Raw genomic sequence first — 18,170 nt, 5'->3', positions numbered from 1 at the left:
CTGCGATCAGGCCGGCCAGGCGGATTGCGGCTGTGGCCGCGGCGCTGGCGTCCGAGTTGACTGCGCAGGCCATCTGAGACGTATCAGCGCAGGGCGTCCAGTTCGCCGCGCAGGTGCAGGTCGGCGAGGGCGTCGTAGCCGCCGATGCAGGCCCCATCGATGAACACGAGCGGCAGGGTGTTGATGCCGGTGTGCTCCAGCAGGGCCTGGCGCTGGTCGTCGCTGGTGACGGTGTGGACCCGGTGGGCGATGCCGAGCGTGCGCAGCATGCGCTGGGCGCGGGCGGAATAGGGGCAGCCGGGCAGAACGGCGATCTCCACCCGGGAGTCGCCCTGTAGGTGGGGATCTGATGCAGGCGGCGCGGCGGGCGCGGCGGCTGGGGGCGCCTCCGCTGCGTATGGGGCTGGCGCAGGGGCAGCCATGGCCGCTTGCGCCGGGGCGGCCGCTCGGGACATGGCCTCGGCCATGGCGGCGGCATGGGCGGCGGCGGCTGGCTCCGGCGCCGGCTCCGGCGCGCCGGCCAGGAAGCCCACCAGCAGATCAGCGCCTTTGAGCACCACGGTGCCGTGCTCCAGGTGGCCGCCCCACACCTGGCAATCGGAATCGGACAGGCTCAGGTGCAGGTGCACTCCCTGGGGCGAGAGCGTGCCCTGCAGGGTGATGATCTCCAGATCGCCTTCCAGCACCGACGGTTGCGAGCGGCCCGGGCACTGAAAGGCCACACGCGAGAGGTTGCCCACCACCCCCAGCACGAAGCCGGCGGCGTTCTGCTCCACGGCCAGCTGCTCGAGGCTGGCGCGCAGATCGCTGCCGGGTTCGAGGTGCAGCGGCAACGGATGCATGGGCAAAGACGACGGCTCAGGGGGTCAGGTTACGGGTGAGCCCGACAGCTCAGCTGCCAGGCAGCACCTGGCGGTAGCCGTTGGCGCTCACCACCCGCAGCGGCGTGTCGAACAGGGCGCTGAGCGGGGCATCCTGCAGCAGCGTGGCGGCTGGGCCATCGCCCACCACCGTCCCCTGGCGAAGCAGCACGCAGCGGCTGATCTCCGGAATGATCGCGTCGATCTGGTGGGTGACGAGCAGCAGGGTGGTGCCGGCCCGGGCCAGGCCACGCAGGATCTCCAGCAACTGGTGGCGGGCCTGGAGATCGAGGCCGTTGGTGGGCTCATCGAGCACCAGCACCTCCGGTTCATGCACCAGCGCGCGGGCCAGCAGCAGCCGGCGGCGCTGGCCATCGGAGAGCTGGGCGTAGGGACGCTCCTCCAGATCTGCCAGCCCCAGCTGCTCCATCAGCGTGCGCACGCGCTCGCGCTGGGCGGCGTTGGCCACCTGGCTGCGGCCGATGCCGACCGAACCGAAGAAACCGGAGAGCACCACATCAGCGGCAGGCACCCGGCCCACGTAGCCGGCCTGCAGGTCTTGCGACACCAGGCCGATGCGACGACGCAGCTGCCACAGGTTCACCGTTTCGCTGCCGAACAGCCGCAGCCGCGAGCCCGGCTTCACCACCGGATAGAGCTCACGGCTGAGCAACTTGATCAGGGAGCTCTTGCCGGAGCCGTTGGGCCCCATCACCACGGCATGCTCGCCGCGATGGAACCGCACGCTGAGGTTCTCGAACACCTTGCGCGGACCAAGCCAGGCCTCCACCGCCTGGACCTCGAAGTAAGGGTTGGGGGAGGCAGAACTGGCCATCGCTGCAAGGTAAGGCCAGGCAGAGGGGGCTTGGGCTGGGCCTGAACGCACTGTTTCGACTGGGGGCGAAGTGGCCATCAGGTGTGGAAGTCATGAACACCTTGTGATGGCTGCGCGGCCTTGCGCTCCGGCAGCCTCCAGAGTGGTGAGTGATGCATCACCCCACGCCTCACACCATTGCCGCCCTGATCTGGGCAGGAATGCTGGCCGTCAAGGCTGTGGGCATGGCGCGCCGCTGGCAGCGGCACAGGGCACAGGCGCTCAGCCGCGCATTTGGGCGGGAGTTGCGGCGGCGGGAGCTGGTGGCAGCAGCAGATCGGAGCCAGAACTCCCACGGCTGAGTGGCAAGGGGCGGCCAGTGGCGCTCAGCCGTGCTGGGCTGAGCCCGCTGCAGGCAGCTGCAGGGATTGCTGAGGGCCCCCTGGCGCTCCGAGCGTGCCCGATCACCTGGCCGATCAGACGGCGGCCGACCGGAATGTCGTGAGGCCCACAATGGTTGGAACGAGGGATCGGATGGTGGCTTCAGCAGTAGCCGCAGCACTTTCTGATGAATGCTGCACCGCATTGCGCGCGGTCCAGGCGATCACCTTTGATGTGCAGGGCACCTGCGTTGATTTCTACCGCCCGCTGCTTCGCCTGGGAGACAGCATCAACCAGGCGAAGTCACTCTCGATCGACTGGGCAGTGATGTCGTCGGGATGGCGCGCGCTCTACCGAGAGGTGCTCGATGCCGTGATCTGCGGGCATCGGCCCTGGCTTCCAGTCGTGGAGATCTACCGCGAAACACTCGATGTGCTGTTGGAGGATCGCGGCCTTGCCAGCCACTTTTCCGCTACGGAGCGCGATCAGCTCAATGGGATCTGGTCGAGATTGGAACCCTGGCCCGACACGGTTGAAGGATTACGCCGCCTTCGTCAGAGCTACGTCACCTCCACGTTGTCGAATGCGGGCATGGCCACGATGGTGTCGATCGTGAAGCGGGCAGGGCTTCCTTTCGATGCCGTGCTGACAGCCGAACTGGTGCAGGCCTACAAGCCCGCTGCCGCTGTTTATCAGCTGGCGGTGGATTCTCTCGGCTACAGGCCCTGTCAGATCCTCATGGTGGCTTGCCACAAATACGACCTCAAAGCAGCACGTGCCTTCGGCATGCGCACAGCCTTCATTGCCCGCCCGCTTGAATTCGGTCCCGGTGTTGACACCGACCTGACCCCCGAGAGCTGGATCGATGTGCCTGTCAGCAGCCTGACCGAGCTCGCAGACGTGCTGGAGATCGTGAACGCTGCCGGTGTTGAGGCCGCCTCCACTTGAGAACGGATCAGTCGTGAGGAGGTGGCTGAATCCGCCGCCGATTCGAGCTGCAATCCCTGCCTCAGGAGGCGGAAGCCGCCCACACGGATGGGGGGAAACCAGCATGGGTGTGGGCTGAGCCGGCCCGCCACGCACCTCTGTTGAGCCGGCCCCACGCACCGCCGCTCCGCCGGCTCCGCGCTCAGCCCAGCCCCGCTCAGCCCAGCTGCGCCAGCACTGCCGCCGCCGCTTCCTCGCCGCTGCGCACGGCTCCGTCGAAGAAGCCGGGCCAACGCTCGGCCACTTCGGTGCCGGCCCAGTACACCGCCCCGTGGGGCCGGCGCATGGCATCGCCGCAACGGCTCCAGAGCCCCGGTGGCATCCAGGCGGCGTAGGCACCGCCCACAAAGGGCACGGCAGGCCAGTCTTTTTCCACATAGGCCACAGGTTCGAGCGCCTGTGGGCCGAGATAGGTGGCCAGATCGCCCAGCACCGCCTGCCTTCGCGCCTCGGCATCCAGCGGTGCCCAGCGCGCATAGCGGTGACCCACCACGAAGGCCGCCAGCACGCCGGTGCCGCTTTCCGGGTCGGAGCTGTCGGCGCAGAGCTCCACCCAGGGGCGATCACCGATCGCGATGCCCGACAGCCCCTGCTGGCGCCACCACGGCGTGCGGTACACCACCAGCACCTTGGCGCAGGCGCCCATCTCCATGCGCTGCTGCAGCTCCAGCCGATCAGCGGGCAGCTCCGGGCTGAAGCGCAGCTGGGCGGCCTGGGCCGGTGGCATCGCCACGATCGCCGCACGGCAGGGATACACCGCCTTGTCGGTGTGGACCACGACGGGGTGGGCGGCCGTGGGGCCGCTGCCTGCCGGATCGGCTTGATCCGGGACTCCGCTCGCCGCCTGCAGAGGACCGCCTGGCTCCAGCTGGCTCACGGCCCGCACCGGTTCCCCCAGCCGCACGACGCCTTCCCCTAAGTCCGCCGCCAGCAGCGCTGGCAGCTGGCCGGCGCCGCCATGCAGCAGCTCTTCCTCCGGGTGCTCGCCCTGGGCGGCGGTGCGCTGGCCCCAGAGCACGTGCAGCAGCGACACCTGCTCCGGTTCCGCCGGACCAAGGAAGCCCACGGCCCGGCAGAAGTAGGCGAAATACCAGGCGGCGAAGGGGGTATGGGTATTGGCGTCGATCCACTCCTGGAAGCTGAGCTGATCGAGCTCGGCGGCGGCCGGATGGTGGTGCGGGTGGCCTTCGGGAAGCTCCTCCACCAGCGCCTGGAAGCGCTCCAGTGCCGCCATGGCGTCGTCCCAGTCGGCGCTGGGCACGGCTGGCGGCTGGCCTTCCGGGAACCCCTGGAAGAAGCCGGCGAAGGTGCAGCGCGTGCTGCCGAACACCAGCACCGTCTCACCGTCGTGGGGGGACTCGAAGCGGCGGATGCCGTGGCGCTCCAGCAGCGCGAGGAAGCGGGTCTGGGTGGGCCCGACCCACTGGCCGCCCAGATCGACCCAGGGGCTGGAGGCCGGCGCCGCCACTGCGGAACCCGGGCCGGAGAGGTCCACCCGTTGGCCGGTCATGCGGCCACCCAGTTCCGCTGCGGCCTCGATCAGATGAACGGAGCGGCCGGCCGCCTGCAATTCCCGAGCCGCCACCAGCCCCGACAGGCCACCGCCCACCACCACCACATCGACGGGATCGAACATGTTCAGGCTCATCTGTTCAACATCGCAACGGGGCGCAGGGGACGCCGGTGCGGCGGGTACCACCAGCGCTCTTGTAGCCGATAGTCTCCAGAGCCTGCGGTGCCGCTCGACGCGCCCATGGCCACCTTCCTCGTCACCGGTGCCAACCGCGGCATCGGCACCGAATACTGCCGCCAGCTGAAGGCCCGCGGTGACACGGTGATCGCCGCCTGCCGCACAACTTCGGCCGAGCTCGCGGCCCTGGGTGTGCGGATCGAGCAGGACGTGGACATCACCTCCGAGGCCGCCGTGGCCGGCTTGCTGCAACGGCTCGACGGGCTGGCGATCGATGGACTGATCCACAACGCCGGCATCCTGGAGCGCACGAGCCTGGAGGATCTCGATCCGATCAGCCTGCGCCGTCAGTTCGAGGTGAATGCGGTGGCACCGCTGCGTCTCACCCGCGCCCTGCTGGCCCAGCTGCCCACCGGCGCCAAGGTGATCCTGATGACCAGCCGCATGGGCTCGATCGCCGACAACAGCTCCGGCGGTTCCTACGGCTACCGGATGTCGAAGGTGGCGCTCTGCATGGCGGGCAAGTCGCTGGCGATTGACCTGGCGCCACGCGGCATCGCGGTGGCCATCCTTCATCCCGGCCTGGTGCGCACGCGCATGACGGGCTTCACGGCGCAGGGCATCAGCGTCGAGCAGTCGGTGCAGGGGCTGCTGGCCCGCATCGATGCGCTCAACCTCGCCACCTCCGGCAGCTTCTGGCACGCCAACGGCGAGCTGCTGCCCTGGTGAGCGGCTGTGGCGTAAGCGGCTTTGGGGTGAGCTGCTGGCGCTGCCGGCCTGTGGGACAGTGAAGGGCCCTTCGATCCAGTGCGTGCCGAACGACAGCGGCTCTTCCAAATCGGTGCTGGCCAGCCTGCTGGTGGTGCTCGCGGTGATCGGTGGCCTGGCCCTGCTGGGGTGGTTCGCGGTGGTGCTGCTGGATCTCAAGCACCTGAACACCTCGGGCTTCACCCTGCCCTGAGGCGGAGCCAGATCGCCGCAGGGACCACTTGCCCCGAGCGAGCGCTGGCGGATCCGCTCAGAACTTGCGCAGCTCTCTCCGCACCTTGAGCGGGTCGCCCGACTGCTGCACGTTGGTGAGCAGCAGCGGCAGGGTGAACAGCACCACGGCAATGGCGATCGCCACCCCCGGGGAGATCGTGGACGCGCGGACCGGCGGAACCTCGATGGACTGGGTCGGGCTGTGGCGATGCCGCCGCCGCAATGGCCTGGTGGACCTTCCCATCGCTGGAACCTGCCGGCCTGCTGGGGATTCAGTGTGACGGGGTGCCGCAAGGCGCCGGTGGACGGCGAGACGCTGGTGCCAGATTCAAGGGCTGCCTCGTTTGGCTGAGCAGGTGGCCGACCCTGAGGCCCTCTGATCGCGGTCTGCCCATGGTGGTCTCCATCACCCTGCAGGGATGAAAGGATGCCCGGCACACTGCTGAGCGCCTGTCATGGATCTTCCAGCCCTGTTGCTCTCCACCGGGGGGCATCAGATCGAAGCGGCCGAAACGCTCATCCAGGCGGGTCGCTTCATCGTGATCCTCTTCGCCGCCCGCGCCCTGGCCGAGCTGATGGTGCGGTTCGGCCTGCCGGCCATCCTCGGTGAGCTGGTGGCCGGGGTGCTGATCGGCGTGTCGGGGTTGCATCTGATCCTGGCGCCGGAGCTGGCCAGTGCGCTCAACGGCACCGCCCAGGGCGCGATCGCCTCGCTGGCCCACGTGGAGCCGGTCCAGGTGCAGGAGATCTACGACCACAGCTTCAGCAACCTGCAGTCGGTGGGCAAGATCGGCCTGTTCGCCCTGCTGTTCCTCACCGGCCTCGAAAGCGAGCTGGAGGAGCTGATGGCCGTGGGGGTGCAAGCCATCACCGTGGCGCTCACCGGGGTGGTGCTGCCTTTTGTTCTTGGCACCTTCGGGCTGCATGCCCTGTTCGGTGTGCCCCTGCTGCCGGCGATCTTTGCCGGCGCCGCCATGACCGCCACCAGCATCGGCATCACCGCCAGCGTGCTGGGCGAGCTCAAGTTTCTGCGCACCCGCGACGGCCAGACCGTGATCGGCGCGGCTGTGCTCGATGACATCCTCGGCATCGTGATCCTGGCGGTGGTGGTGGCGCTGGCCGGCGGCGAAGGCTTCGCCCTGGCGCCGGTGCTGAAGCTGGTGGCAGCAGCTGCGGTGTTCGTGGCGGTGGCCCTGCTGCTGAGCCGCACCGCCGCGCCCGCCTTCGACTGGCTGCTCGACCGCCTGCGCGCCCCGGGTGAAGTGGTGGTGGCGGCCTTCCTGGTGCTTTCGCTGGCCTGCTTCGCGGCCCAGGCCTTCGGGCTGGAGGCCGCCCTCGGCGCCTTCGCCGGCGGGCTGATCCTGAGTTCCTCCCGCCACCAGCATGCGATCGAGGTGGCGGTGAAGCCCCTAGTGGCGCTGTTCGCCACCGTGTTCTTCGTGCTGATCGGCAGCGGCCTCGATCTGGCCGTGCTCAACCCCTTCGATGCGGCCAACCATGAGGGGCTGGTGATGGCCGGCTTCCTGCTGGTGGCGGCGGTGGTGAGCAAGGTGGCGGCGGGCTGGAGCTACCTCAGCAAGGAGCCCACCAACCGGCTGGCGGTGGGGCTGGGCATGATGCCGCGCGGCGAAGTGGGCCTGATCTTCCTCGGCCTCGGCACCCAGACCGGAGTGCTGGGTCCGTCGCTGGAGGCGGCGATCCTGCTGATGGTGATGGGCACCACCTTCCTGGCGCCGGTGCTGCTGCGCCTGGTGCTGGCCACTCCCCCAGAGGCCGTGGAGCTCACCCCCTGAGGCCGGGGCCTGGCTGCACGCCTATGGCGGATGGGCGCGGCAGCGGGCGTGGGCGCGCACCAGGCTGGCCGTGAGCGGTTCGCTCTTGAGCGGCTTGCCGAGCACTTCGTTCATGCCGGCCTGCAGGGCCGCCGCCCGATCTTCCACGGTGGTGAAGGCGGTGACGGCAACGATCCAGGGCCGCTCCGCGCCACCGGTGGCGGAGCGGATGCGGCGGGTGGCCTCCAGGCCATCCAGCCGCGGCATCTGCACATCCATCAGGATCAGGTCCGGGTCGAACTGGCGCTGGCGTTCGAGCGCCTCCTGGCCATCGGCGGCGGACTCGGGTTCATAGCCCAGGCGCCGCAGCATCAGCTCACAGAGCCGCCGGTTCACGGCGCTGTCGTCGGCCAGCAGGATGCGCAGGGGATGGCAGGCCGCGAAGCTGCTGCCCTCCGGCTGGGCCGGCGGCGAAGACGAGGAACCTGACGGAGGTGTGGCGGCCGGGGGTTCCAGGGCAGTTGGAGAGGCCGCAGCTTCCAGAGCAGACCCTGTGGCAAGGGGGTCCAGCGCAGACACAGCGGCGTCCGCCTCCGGAGCGGGCGTTGAGGCCACCGTTTCCACCGGCAGGCTGAAGCTCACAGCGGTGCCTTGGCCGGGGTGGCTCTCCACCTGGATCGTGCCGCCGAGGGCTTCCACCAGCTGCCGGCTGATGGCCAGGCCCAGACCGGTGCCGGCGTGGGGCTTGTTGGTGGAGCTGGTGAGCTGGGAAAACGGCCGGAACAGGAGCTCGATCTGATCGGCGGCCATGCCGACCCCGGTGTCCACGATGGAGAAGGTCAAGGCAGTTGCCGGTTGCTCTCCTTTGGGGGCGGTGCCCTTTGCTGTGACCTCCCCAGTGACCTCAGATGCCTGAACGGAGACCACCACACGGCCGGCGTCGGTGAACTTGATGGCATTGCCGATCAGGTTGAGCAGGATCTGGCGCAAGCGCTGGCCGTCGGTGCGGATCAGCGGCGGCACTTCTGCGCCCACCACCAACGACAGGTCGATCGCCTTGGCTCTGGCCAGGCTCAGGCAGGTGGCGATCACCTCCTCCATCTGCGCAGGCAGTGAGCACAGCGCCTGCTCGACCACCAGGTCTCCCGCTTCGATCCGGGCGAAGTCGAGCGCCTGATTGAGCAGGGCGAGCAGGGATTCGCCCGAGCTGTTCACGATCTCCAGGCACTCCCGCTGCTGGCTGGACAGGTCCGTATCCAGCACAAGGCCAGTCATGCCGATGACGCCATTGAGTGGGGTGCGGATCTCGTGGCTGAGGGTGGCGAGAAAGGTGCTCTTGGCCCGATCGGCGGAAGCCATGGCTTCAAACGCTCGGGCACGGGCCTTGAGGGAACGGCGATGGAAGCCGGCCGCCAGCAGCGAAAAGCCGGCGCTGCCCAGCAGACCAAGCCCGAAGGTGAGCTGCAGCGGAAGTTCCTTGCGCTGCAGTTGCGCCAGCGAGAAATCGATGCCCACCAGGCCCACCTGCTCCCCATCGCTCCTGCGGATCGGGGCAAAGCCGCTCATGAAGGTGCCGAATTGATCCGTATAGGGCCTGGCGCTGATCTGGATCAAGCCGGTTCGGGCCGCCTGCAGCGCGTCCGCCGAGGGGTCGAGGTAGAGCTCACCAACGGTGAGAGGGCTGACGAAGTCCCTCGGATTCTTGATGTAATAGGTGCTGTCAAGCGTGAAGCGCAGGCCTTCCGGCGAGTTGACCAACACATAGGCGTAGAAGATCTCGGGCACCAGCTGGCGCAGCTTCAGCAGCGGAGCACTGGCGCGGCGGTAATCGGCGTTGCCCGTCTGCTCGGGACTGGTGATCGCAGCCACCAGGGCTGGATCCATCTCGCCCGCAGCGATGCTCACCAGATGGCGCAGGCTTTCGCGCACCTCCTGGCGCAGCAGCCTGGTGGCACTCCAGTAGTTGAAACTGAGTGCAACCGCGGCCACGCCAAAGATCGTGGCGGCCAGTAGAACGCTCTCGCGGCGAATGCGTTGGCGGCTCCAACCGGATGTGGCGAGCTCAGGCTGGCGTTGAGCCGACCGGGAAACACCGGACATGCGGGAGAACCAGCCAGCCAGATGCCCTCACGGCCCGTCGTCTCTCTGGTCTACAACGGTGGCCCCTCAGGCGCGCCTGCGCGAGGACCTGGCGTTGCGCCATGAGGAGATGTGAACCCTCCCAGGGCGCACGATCCCTGTTCCCTACGTTTGCAGTGGTGATCAGGCTTTCCATGCGCGCGAATGTGGCTCCACGCGAAGCAGCCCGCCTGGAGGCCTTGAAGAACTACCGCATCCTGGATACGGAGGCTGAATCGTCGTACGACGCGATCACCTATCTGGCCGCCCAGCTTTGCGACGTGCCGATCGCCTTGATCAGCCTGGTGGATGAGGAACGCCAGTGGTTCAAATCCAAGGTGGGCCTGGAGGTGAGCGAAACGAGCCGTGATGTGTCGTTCTGCGCGCACGCCATTCTCGGCGAGCAAACCCTCGTCGTGCGGGATGCCCGCGAAGATGAGCGCTTTCGCGATAACCCGCTCGTATGCAGCGAACCGAACATCGTGTTTTACATGGGGGTGCCGCTGAGCACACCGGAAGGCGCCAAGATCGGCACCCTCTGCGTGATCGACCGCCAACCCCGTGAACTCAGCGCCGCGCAGGTGCACGCGCTTGAAGTGCTGGCCCATCAGGTGGTGCTGCAGCTGGAGCTCAAGCGGGTGTCCGATCAGCTTGCGGCTGCCCTCGAGCGCATCAATGTGATGGAGGAGCTGATTCCGATCTGCTCCTACTGCAAGGGCATCCGCAACGACAGCGGCTACTGGCAGAGCGTGGAGGCCTTCATCAAGAGCCACGACAACGTGGAGTTCTCCCACGGTGTCTGCAACGCCTGCATGGCCCGCTTCTTCCCAGAAGTGGAGCCCATCCCGGGGGATCCTGCCGGGGATGCACCGGAAAGCTGAATGTGGGTGAGCCGAACCTGCGGCGCGGTCTAGACAACCTGTAGGGCGCCGGCGGCTGCGAGCTCCAGCTGGGCAAGGCCGCGCCTGTGAATCTCGCTGGCGTAGTCGGTCCAAGTGCCTTGGCCCCAGTAGCGGAAGCAGCTGGTTTCCAGCAACAACAGGTGCAGCAGGGCCTGCTGGTAAGGCTCGGTGGCGGTGACACCGGGATCCCTCGCCAGCTGAGGGGCAAACAGCTGGTGGAACTGAGCGCTCAGGCTGGTCATTGGTTCGAGCACATTGGCGTAGCCCTCCACCCAGCTGAGGTTGTTGGTCCAGGAGGCGCCGGCCATCGAAAAGGAGGAATCCTGGGCCTGGAGCTCGGCGATCGCAGCTTCAGTGGCAGCAGGGCTGGGCGGGCCGCTCAGCTGTTGCCAGAGCTTGTGCTGCTGCACCGCCTGAATCTGGGGGAACTGCTCGGAGGTCACCCCAGCCGCCTCCAGCAACTCCAGGTATTCCGTGCCGTTGATGGCCACCGTGTCCGCCTCGCTGCCCTTGGCACTGATGGTGCGGTGGGCCTGAAGGAAGGCGGGCGGGAACTCATTCATCATCACGCCACCGTTCTCGCCATCGGCGATCTGTGACACCAACGACGGCACCGTGCTGCCTCCCAGCACCTGCCGGCCCAGCCCCATCGCTTCATAGCAGGGCTGCATCTGACCCACCAGCTTCGTGTCGGAGCCCTGGGTTTTGATCAATGCCGTGATCGACAGTTCCTCCCCGCTGGAGTTGCGCGCCACCAGCAGATTGGGAAGCACCTTCTGCTCCTGGCTCAGGCCGCTGCCATCACGCCGTTCCACGCTGTGCTCCTGCACCAGCAGCCAGCGGTAGCCGCATTCCTTGAGCGCCTTCACCAGCTCATAGAGGGTGTCGGGATGGTTGGGCAGGTGCATCTCCGGTGGGGAGAATCCCTTCACCCGCTGCAGTGCCTCAGGGCCGAACAGGGCCTTGAACTGGTGCTGCCAGGCGAGGATCTGCAGCCTGAGATCGGGAATCGGGGTGGAGGGCGCCACTGCGTGGCTCCAGAAGGTGCCGAGCCACTCCACATGGGGCTGGAGGCTGGGGTCGCAGGCGAGCTTCTGCAGCGCCTCGATCACATCGACGCGGCCCATCTGACCCAGGCCCCAGAGCAGATTGCCGGAATAATCCAACATGATCCGTGGGTTGCAGCCCTCTGCAATCAGCTGGGGGAGGATGTCTGCCAGACGCCTGTAGCAGTGGGCAAAGGGTTCGGCGTTGTGGTTATCGCCTTCGCCCGGATGCTCCAGCATGTATTGAAGGTGGGAGATCAGCTCACCACCGGTACCCGCTGGAATCGTGGGTTGGTGCATGTGCAAGGCGCAGGCGAAGCCTGAGCGGATCTGCCCCAGGTTCAGGTTGCTGCGTGGCAGGAACACCGGGCCGGAATCCTGTACCAGGGCAAGGATCTCGGCTTCTGAGCCGGCGATCGGCGGCAGGGTTGGGTGGCTCATTGTGATGGCTGCCGGCAGGGTCATCATCGTCGCGGCGGCCCGGGCTGGCCCCGGATGGCTCACGGATTGGTCGGGCACTGTCCATCCGATGTCCATCCGCTGTCCTTCCGCTGTCCTTCCGCTGGTCTTGCGCTGTTCTTCCCCTGCTCACGCACTGGTCGGTCGCCAGCTGGTTCCTCGCCCCCCGCGCCAAGCTGGATCCGTCTGCGGCCGGCAATAGCGATGAGCGTGGAGGTGGCCCTGGCGATGGCGGAGCAGCAGGGCCGCTGGCTGCTGCAGCTGCGCGACGACATCGAGGGCATCGTGTACCCCGGCACCTGGGGATTGTTCGGCGGCCACCTGGATCCGGGTGAAACCCCGGAGCAGGCCCTGCGGCGCGAATTGCGCGAGGAGATCCGCTGGGAGGCGCAAGACCTCGCTTTCTGGTTTCTGCACCGCAACCCACAACGCGACGCCCACTTCTTCCGCACCACCATCACGCTGCCCCTGGATGCGCTCGATCTGCGTGAGGGGCAGGATCTGACGCTGGCCTCCCTGGAGGAGCTGCGCACCGGTTCGATCTGGAGCCCCCGCCGCACGGAAACGCGCCCGCTGGCCCCCTCGCTGCAGCGGGCGGTGGAGAAGCTGGTGGAGGAGGGCTGGGTGCCATGAAGCGACCTGGCCCTGAGCGGCTGCGTTGGGTGGGTCCTTCGTGGTCCAAAACTGCCAGGGCCAGAGCGGCATTGGCTGTGGCTCTGGTCACCGCTGTGGCGGGCTTGTGGCTGCATCGCTCGGATGAAGGCAGTGACAGAGGCACCTCCAGCTCCGCCGATCAGGAGCTGGCGGCCGAAGTGCAGCGCCGTTATAACGAGATGAAGCTGCAGCAGTTTCCCGGCCAGCCGGAGATCTCCGTGGGCGAATGGGTGACCCGCCCGAACGACCGGCCTGCGGTGCTGGTGGATGTGCGCGAACCGCACGAACGGCGCGTGTCGATGTTGCCGGGGGCGATCAGCAGCGAAGAGTTCGAGCGCAACAGCGCCCGCTATCGTTCCTGGCTCGTAGTGCCGTATTGCACCATCGGCGTGCGCAGCGGCCATTACACCAGAACGCTCAGAGAGCGAGGGTTCGAGGCCCGCAACCTGGCTGGCAGTGCGCTGGCCTGGGCCCATGCGGGCCTGCCGTTCGAGGCCGATGGCAAGGCCACCCGCAGGGTGCATGTGTATGACGCTGGCTGGAATTTGCTGCCGCGAGGATATGAGCCCGTCGTCTACGGATTCCTAGTACTGCCGGGCGATGTTAGGCGTCCTGGTCTACCTAAAGAGATGACTCGCTGATGCGCTCGTCTAGGGCAACCACAGCATCTGCCCTTTTGCCCAGGCGGAGAGGGAGCGGCAGGTGCCCCTGCCAAACACTGGGTATGTCGCTCAAGCCATGCATGGGCGCTGCTGTGTCCTAAAGCTGGGATCAAGAGCCTGACCCTTGCGTGCCGCTGGCGTGGTTTCTCCTCGCTTGCCCAAGGTGCCCACGGGATCATGATGCCTACGGGAGAGCACTGGTCGGAGCCGCAGTGCTGAAACTTGCTCGGAATTCTCGATCCAACTCAACGAGTGCTGGGGAGCGCCAGAGTCGAAGTCAAGCCTCGCGATCCCAATGAAACCATGCTCTTCGTGAACGATCACCGCCAACCGGATGGCATCTAAAAATGCATCGAATGAACGGAAGAAGTGTGAGAAAGTCCAGCACTGGCACTGGGCATTAGGATTGACAGACAGAACTGCAATTGAGAGCCTTTCTGATCATATTCGAGTCATATTCGAGTGCAACCGAGTTGAGATAAAGGCACTTGAAAGGAATTCAGATAGAATCGAAATGCCCCAAGGCTTCCAACAAGCCAACTGAAGCCACCATGGCATCAGTCATGAAAAAGACCGAGCTCAAATGCCCTGCCTAAGTTCCTGACCGCAGGTGATAGTTTTTGGAATTCTGCCGACAGCTCACTCGGAACAGCCATCACCTCCTCTTCAGGGGCGCCAATGTCCTGATTGTGTTGATACACGAGCTGGCAGTTTGCAAAAAAGCCGTCTACGAGTGAAAGACATGAAGGAAATTGCAGAGAGGATGCGCTTGAATGTGAACCATGTTTTCCTGAAGTCATGGTCTGCGGATGTAAACTATGGAACTTGATGCAAGCCCAATCTTAGGGCTTTCCGGGCTTGAAAGCCAGGTTGATACAGCTCTTCACGCAAGTAGCAATCGCCACAATTGCACCGCTGACTCAAATACTGCTCCTTCGCCTGTATCAAGAAGGAAGGAGCTATATCAGGGAAGTTGTGGTCAAAAAGTGGCAAGCGATACCTAAGTGCCCTTGGCAGGTTCGCGTTGGCCCTTCTCGGTTCAGATTCAGCAAGGTTCGGTCTAATTCCAGCTCTTTGGGGCCATTTACCCTGCTTGATTCGGTTCTCCATTGTCGTCCAGAGGAGCACACCCTTCGCTGGTCATGTCCTATCCAACAACTGATGATGGGCCAAGAACAGCATCGCTGAGCAGCGAACACGTTCACCTTGCAGCTGTTCTTGGTCATTCCCCGCAGCCGGGTCTTCTGAAGGCCAAACGGCGGCCTCCTTTCATGCCGCTCTTGGGGTAGCGGGGCTCAACCAGATGGATCAGCGCCTGCCAGGGCACGACCTGCTCCATGTCGGCCAGAAACGTCTCGCCTTAGGTGCGCTTCTTTGCCGTGATCTGCTCGTAGTCTCCGAATCCAAGCGGCTTGCCGCCCGTGAACCCAGTGCTTACCTGCAATCACAGGGTCATCCTCCTGTGAATGGGGCGGATGTTCCTGAGTCTCTCTGTAGCAATCCACGTCCCGATTGCTCCTCCTCCCCCTCGCCACGCCATGCCTGAGGCCCCGCCGAATTCAGAGCCCGTGGTAGCGATTCAGTGGCCAGATGGCAGCACTACCAGCGCACCGGTGGGCAGTGATTGGCTGCAGGCAGCCGCCGCGGCCGGGGTGGTGATTCCTACCGGCTGTCTGGGTGGTAGCTGCGGGGCCTGCGAAATCGATGTCAACGGCGAGGTGCTGAGGGCCTGCATCGCCACCGTTCACGCCTGCGGCAACGGCGTCCTGCAGGTGGAGCTGGCAGTCGATCCCTATTGGTGATCTTCTGCGGCAATCAAGCCGCCGCCCAGCAGCACCTCTCCGGCGTAGAACACCGCCGCCTGTCCGGGGGTGATCGAAAACTGCTCCTCGGCGAACTCCAGGCGGGCACGGCTGGGCCGGCCGGCGGCCGTGTCGGCGGCGATGGCAGCCAGGGGAGTGAGCCGGGCCGCCACCGGAGCACTGCGGTAGCGCACCTGCACCTCCAGATCCAGCGGCGCCTGGGGCGGATCGATTGACACCCAGTTGATCGCCCCGACCACACAGCCACCCCGGCCGGCCTCAGCCCGCGGCGCCACCACCACCCGGTTCATGGCGGCATCGAGGCGCACCACATGCAGCGGTTCGCTCCAGGCCACCCCCAGTCCTTTGCGCTGGCCGATGGTGAAGTGCTCGATGCCGTCATGCTGGCCCAGCACCCGCCCATCACTCAGCACAATCTCTCCTTGGCGCGGCGGCAGATAGGCATCCAGAAACGCCTTCATCGAGCCATGGTGATCGGCAAGGCAGAGGTCCTGGGATTCAGGCTTCCTGGCCGTGCGCAGCCCGTACCGCTCCGCCTCCAGCCGCGTGTCCGCCTTGGTGAGCTCCCCGAGCGGGAACACCAGCCGGCTGAGCACCTGCTGGGGCAGGTCGTAGAGAAAGTAGCTCTGATCCTTGCGCGCATCCAGGCCGCGCAGCAGCTGGGTACGGCCGCTCGGTTCGGGAGCGTGCCGCAGGCGGGCGTAGTGGCCGGTGGCGATCCGGGCAATGCCGCGTTCGCGCTCCGCCCACTCCAGCATCGGCGAGAACTTCACCTCGCGGTTGCAGCGGGAGCAGGGCAGGGGCGTGACCCCAGCGGCATAGCCCTCCACCAGAAACCCGACGATCTGCTCCTCAAAGCGGGCGCGCGAATCCACCACGTGATGCGGAATCGCCAGCTGTTCGCAGATCCCGGCCGCGTCCACCAGCCCTTCGGCACAGCAGGCTCCCTTGCCGCTCATCAACCAGAGGGTGAGCCCCTCCACCTGCCAGCCGGCCTCCACAAGCAGCGCCGCGGTGAGGGAGCTGTCGACACCACCGGAGAGCCCCACGGCCACCCGATGTTCCCCGGGCCAGCCGCGCAGGCGGCCGATCACAGCAGCGGCGGGGGCGGCAGGGGTGGCAGCAAGAGCGGCTGCGGTGGCAGAAGGCCCGTCAGGGGCGCCGGAGGTGGCGGGGGGAGGAAAGGCCAAGGGGAGCGGTGCCGCCGTCGCGAGTGCGCAGCGTCGGGGCCTCTCCATCATGAAGCGACGCGCCCAGCACGGTTGGGCCCCACCCTTCGAGTGCTGCCATGAGCTGTTGGCCCGCCCGTGACGCCGCCCACCTGCTGGTGGAATCCGCGCCGATGGCGGCGTTGGAGGAACGCCTGTTCGCCAGCGGGCTGCCGGTGGAGGCGTTGATGGAGAAAGCCGCCCTGGCGATCAGCCGGGCGCTGCTGGCGCGGCCCGAGCTGCTGCGGGATGGCGTGCTCGTGCTGGCAGGGCCGGGCCACAACGGCGGCGATGCGCTGGTGGTGGCACGGGAGCTGTACCTGGCCGGTGTCGCCGTGCGGATCTGGAGCCCGTTTGAGCGCCACAAACCCCTTACCGAAGCCCATCTGCGCCATGCGGCCTGGCTGGGCATCGAACGCCTCGCGGCGCCACCCGATCCGGCGGCGACCGAGCTGTGGGTCGACGGCCTGTTCGGCATCGGCCAGCACCGGCCGCCGGAGCCCCGCATCGCCACCTTGCTGGAGCAGCGCCAGCGGCTGATGGGCGGTCGGCTGGTGGCGATCGATGTGCCCACCGGCCTCTGCGCCGACAGCGGCCGGCCCCTGGGCCCGGTGGCCGCCTGCGCCGCCATCACGTACTGCCTGGGCTTGCTCAAGCAGGGGCTGGTGCAGGACACGGCCCTGGCCTGGGTGGGCCAGCTGGAGCGCCTCGATCTCGGCCTGCCGGCGGCACTGCTGGCGGACCTGCCCGCCGATCAACCACTGGCACTGCTCGGCAGCGACCGGGCCACCGCTCCCTGGCCCCAGCGGCCCCAGGCGGCCGGCAAGTACGCCCGAGGGCGCGTGCTGGTGGTGAGCGGCAGCGCCGCCTACCCCGGAGCAGGCCAGCTCAGCCTGCTGGGGGCCAGTGCCAGCGGCTGCGGCAGCCTGCGGGCAGCCCTGCCCCGCGCCCTGGCGGAGCAGATCTGGCTGGTGCAGCCCCACGTCGTGATCAGCGCCGCACTTGAGGAGCGGGTCGGCGGCGGGCTGGCATTGGCGGGTCTGGCGAATCCCGGGCTGCTGGAGCGGCTGGACACTGTGCTGGTGGGGCCCGGCATCGGAGGCGATCACTGGGGCGACAGCGGGGCTGGTGGCGAAGCGTGCCTGAGGATGGAGCACGGCTCTGCTGCAACGGCGGGCGGCGAGGAGAAGGGCTGGGAGGCGCTGGGTCGCTTTCCCGGGCTGGTGGTGCTCGACGCCGACGGGCTCAACCGCCTGGCGGCCGGCGCCGCCGGTGCGCCAGAGGAGTGGCTGCGGGGCCGGGCCGGAACCACCTGGCTCACGCCCCACCAGGGCGAGTTCGCCCGGCTGTTCCCCGACCTGGCCGGTGAAACGCCGCTGCGGGCCGCCGCCACCGCCGCACAGCGGTGCGGTGTGAGCCTGGCCCTCAAGGGGGCCCGCACCGTGGTGGCCGCTGCCGATGGGCGGCGCTGGCAAGTGCTCCAGGCGGCCACCGCCGCCGCCCGGGCCGGCCTGGGGGATGTGCTGGCGGGGTACGCCGCCGGGCGAGGCGCATGCGCCGCCGCCGGGGACGGGGTGCTGTTGGCAGCGGCGGTGCTGGAGCATGCCGAGGCGGGCCTGACCTGTGCCCGGCAGCGAGGGGCAGGGCAGACCACGCCCCAGGAAGTGGCCGCCACCTTGGGATCTGCCGCTTGAATCAGGCGACAAATGAACGAATCGATCAATCAAACCGGCCAATGTTTCCTTTTGCACGCAGAAAGTTGAAAGGTTGCTGAAATCACAGCCCCTTTCAAAAAACAGAGCGGATAGTGACG

17 protein-coding genes and 1 pseudogene are annotated in these 18,170 nt (G+C 67.0%); 10 read left to right on the top strand and 8 right to left on the bottom strand.

The features are described 5' to 3' along the window. Nucleotides 1–83: 83 nt before the first annotated feature. Nucleotides 84–842 (bottom strand): PCC domain-containing protein, encoded by a 759-nt coding sequence (locus CJZ80_RS14200; protein ID WP_094514696.1) that lies wholly within the window; start codon nt 840–842, stop codon nt 84–86. A gap of 49 nt (nt 843–891) precedes the next feature. Continuing rightward, nucleotides 892–1,695 carry an ABC transporter ATP-binding protein gene (locus CJZ80_RS14195; RefSeq protein ID WP_094514694.1) on the bottom strand — a complete coding sequence of 268 codons (804 nt, stop codon included), beginning with the start codon at nt 1,693–1,695 and terminating at the stop codon, nt 892–894. A 152-nt stretch (nt 1,696–1,847) separates the two neighbouring features. Here CJZ80_RS14195 and CJZ80_RS14190 point away from each other — a divergent pair, with 152 nt between their 5' ends. Then, nucleotides 1,848–2,036, top strand: a complete 189-nt coding sequence (locus CJZ80_RS14190; RefSeq protein WP_094514692.1) for a hypothetical protein — start codon at nt 1,848–1,850, stop codon at nt 2,034–2,036. Between the two features lie 94 nt (nt 2,037–2,130). Beyond that, on the top strand, nt 2,131–3,003 hold the full coding sequence (locus CJZ80_RS14185) for a haloacid dehalogenase type II (RefSeq protein ID WP_198948328.1): 873 nt from the start codon (nt 2,131–2,133) through the stop codon (nt 3,001–3,003). A gap of 196 nt (nt 3,004–3,199) precedes the next feature. On the opposite strand, the gene CJZ80_RS14180 is transcribed toward CJZ80_RS14185, so the two are convergent. Further along, the gene (locus CJZ80_RS14180) at nt 3,200–4,690 is read right to left on the bottom strand and encodes an FAD-dependent oxidoreductase (RefSeq protein ID WP_094514688.1); all 1,491 of its coding nucleotides are present in this window, start codon (nt 4,688–4,690) and stop codon (nt 3,200–3,202) included. A gap of 105 nt (nt 4,691–4,795) precedes the next feature. On the opposite strand from CJZ80_RS14180, the gene CJZ80_RS14175 reads away from it, so the two are divergent. Together CJZ80_RS14175 and CJZ80_RS15380 are read left to right on the top strand one after the other, a co-directional pair. Beyond that, on the top strand, nt 4,796–5,461 hold the full coding sequence (locus CJZ80_RS14175) for an SDR family oxidoreductase (protein WP_094514686.1): 666 nt from the start codon (nt 4,796–4,798) through the stop codon (nt 5,459–5,461). 58 nt (nt 5,462–5,519) lie between these two features. Beyond that, nucleotides 5,520–5,693 carry a hypothetical protein gene (locus tag CJZ80_RS15380; protein ID WP_233133135.1) on the top strand — a complete coding sequence of 58 codons (174 nt, stop codon included), beginning with the start codon at nt 5,520–5,522 and terminating at the stop codon, nt 5,691–5,693. Nucleotides 5,694–5,750: 57 nt separating this feature from the next. Here CJZ80_RS15380 and CJZ80_RS14170 read toward each other — a convergent pair whose 3' ends face one another. Continuing rightward, a complete protein-coding gene (locus CJZ80_RS14170) occupies nt 5,751–5,957 on the bottom strand; it encodes a hypothetical protein (RefSeq protein WP_144037045.1) in 207 nt (68 codons plus the stop codon). Nucleotides 5,958–6,168: 211 nt separating this feature from the next. On the opposite strand from CJZ80_RS14170, the gene CJZ80_RS14165 reads away from it, so the two are divergent. Further along, entirely contained in the window at nt 6,169–7,506 is a 1,338-nt protein-coding gene (locus CJZ80_RS14165) for a cation:proton antiporter (RefSeq protein WP_094514680.1), read from the top strand. A 21-nt stretch (nt 7,507–7,527) separates the two neighbouring features. Here the strand turns inward: CJZ80_RS14165 and CJZ80_RS14160 are convergent, their stop codons facing one another. After that, nucleotides 7,528–9,585 carry an ATP-binding protein gene (locus tag CJZ80_RS14160; RefSeq protein ID WP_094514679.1) on the bottom strand — a complete coding sequence of 686 codons (2,058 nt, stop codon included), beginning with the start codon at nt 9,583–9,585 and terminating at the stop codon, nt 7,528–7,530. 173 nt (nt 9,586–9,758) lie between these two features. Here CJZ80_RS14160 and CJZ80_RS14155 point away from each other — a divergent pair, with 173 nt between their 5' ends. Continuing rightward, nucleotides 9,759–10,484, top strand: a complete 726-nt coding sequence (locus CJZ80_RS14155) for a GAF domain-containing protein (RefSeq protein ID WP_094514723.1) — start codon at nt 9,759–9,761, stop codon at nt 10,482–10,484. A gap of 29 nt (nt 10,485–10,513) precedes the next feature. Here the strand turns inward: CJZ80_RS14155 and CJZ80_RS14150 are convergent, their stop codons facing one another. Then, a complete protein-coding gene (locus CJZ80_RS14150) occupies nt 10,514–11,992 on the bottom strand; it encodes a glycosyl hydrolase family 57 (RefSeq protein WP_094514721.1) in 1,479 nt (492 codons plus the stop codon). A 222-nt stretch (nt 11,993–12,214) separates the two neighbouring features. Between CJZ80_RS14150 and CJZ80_RS14145 the strand changes: the two genes are divergently transcribed. After that, complete coding sequence (locus CJZ80_RS14145; RefSeq protein ID WP_094514675.1) at nt 12,215–12,643, top strand: NUDIX hydrolase; 429 nt, start codon at nt 12,215–12,217, stop codon at nt 12,641–12,643. 77 nt (nt 12,644–12,720) lie between these two features. Continuing rightward, nucleotides 12,721–13,305: a rhodanese-like domain-containing protein gene (locus tag CJZ80_RS14140; protein WP_198948327.1), complete on the top strand. Its 585-nt coding sequence runs from the start codon at nt 12,721–12,723 to the stop codon at nt 13,303–13,305. A gap of 1,285 nt (nt 13,306–14,590) precedes the next feature. On the opposite strand, the pseudogene CJZ80_RS15975 reads toward CJZ80_RS14140, so the two are convergent. Continuing rightward, a pseudogene (locus CJZ80_RS15975) lies at nt 14,591–14,770 on the bottom strand (hypothetical protein); the annotation flags it as partial. A gap of 94 nt (nt 14,771–14,864) precedes the next feature. On the opposite strand from CJZ80_RS15975, the gene CJZ80_RS14130 reads away from it, so the two are divergent. Beyond that, on the top strand, nt 14,865–15,128 hold the full coding sequence (locus CJZ80_RS14130; protein WP_094514672.1) for a 2Fe-2S iron-sulfur cluster-binding protein: 264 nt from the start codon (nt 14,865–14,867) through the stop codon (nt 15,126–15,128). Here the strand turns inward: CJZ80_RS14130 and mnmA are convergent. Continuing rightward, nucleotides 15,119–16,231, bottom strand: a complete 1,113-nt coding sequence (gene mnmA / locus CJZ80_RS14125; RefSeq protein WP_369803110.1) for a tRNA 2-thiouridine(34) synthase MnmA — start codon at nt 16,229–16,231, stop codon at nt 15,119–15,121. The genes CJZ80_RS14130 and mnmA overlap by 10 nt on opposite strands. A gap of 206 nt (nt 16,232–16,437) precedes the next feature. On the opposite strand from mnmA, the gene CJZ80_RS14120 reads away from it, so the two are divergent. Continuing rightward, the gene (locus tag CJZ80_RS14120) at nt 16,438–18,051 is read left to right on the top strand and encodes an NAD(P)H-hydrate epimerase (protein WP_094514668.1); all 1,614 of its coding nucleotides are present in this window, start codon (nt 16,438–16,440) and stop codon (nt 18,049–18,051) included. The last annotated feature ends 119 nt before the right edge of the window (nt 18,052–18,170 follow it).

Source organism: Synechococcus sp. MW101C3 (genome assembly GCF_002252635.1).
In the GTDB taxonomy this organism is placed as follows: Bacteria; Cyanobacteriota; Cyanobacteriia; order PCC-6307; family Cyanobiaceae; genus MW101C3.
The sequence above is the reverse complement of the archived record's forward strand: the minus strand, read 5'-3'. Positions and strand labels throughout refer to the sequence as shown.

Coding starts and splice junctions, on each gene's coding strand:
- CJZ80_RS14200 (WP_094514696.1), bottom strand. CDS start 842: ATGCATCCGTTGCCGCTGCACCTCGAACCCGGCAGCGATCTGCGCGCC.
- CJZ80_RS14195 (WP_094514694.1), bottom strand. CDS start 1,695: ATGGCCAGTTCTGCCTCCCCCAACCCTTACTTCGAGGTCCAGGCGGTG.
- CJZ80_RS14190 (WP_094514692.1), top strand. CDS start 1,848: ATGCATCACCCCACGCCTCACACCATTGCCGCCCTGATCTGGGCAGGA.
- CJZ80_RS14180 (WP_094514688.1), bottom strand. CDS start 4,690: ATGAGCCTGAACATGTTCGATCCCGTCGATGTGGTGGTGGTGGGCGGT.
- CJZ80_RS14175 (WP_094514686.1), top strand. CDS start 4,796: ATGGCCACCTTCCTCGTCACCGGTGCCAACCGCGGCATCGGCACCGAA.
- CJZ80_RS14170 (WP_144037045.1), bottom strand. CDS start 5,957: ATGGGAAGGTCCACCAGGCCATTGCGGCGGCGGCATCGCCACAGCCCG.
- CJZ80_RS14165 (WP_094514680.1), top strand. CDS start 6,169: ATGGATCTTCCAGCCCTGTTGCTCTCCACCGGGGGGCATCAGATCGAA.
- CJZ80_RS14160 (WP_094514679.1), bottom strand. CDS start 9,585: ATGTCCGGTGTTTCCCGGTCGGCTCAACGCCAGCCTGAGCTCGCCACA.
- CJZ80_RS14155 (WP_094514723.1), top strand. CDS start 9,759: ATGCGCGCGAATGTGGCTCCACGCGAAGCAGCCCGCCTGGAGGCCTTG.
- CJZ80_RS14150 (WP_094514721.1), bottom strand. CDS start 11,992: ATGAGCCACCCAACCCTGCCGCCGATCGCCGGCTCAGAAGCCGAGATC.
- CJZ80_RS14145 (WP_094514675.1), top strand. CDS start 12,215: ATGAGCGTGGAGGTGGCCCTGGCGATGGCGGAGCAGCAGGGCCGCTGG.
- CJZ80_RS14130 (WP_094514672.1), top strand. CDS start 14,865: ATGCCTGAGGCCCCGCCGAATTCAGAGCCCGTGGTAGCGATTCAGTGG.
- CJZ80_RS14120 (WP_094514668.1), top strand. CDS start 16,438: ATGAGCTGTTGGCCCGCCCGTGACGCCGCCCACCTGCTGGTGGAATCC.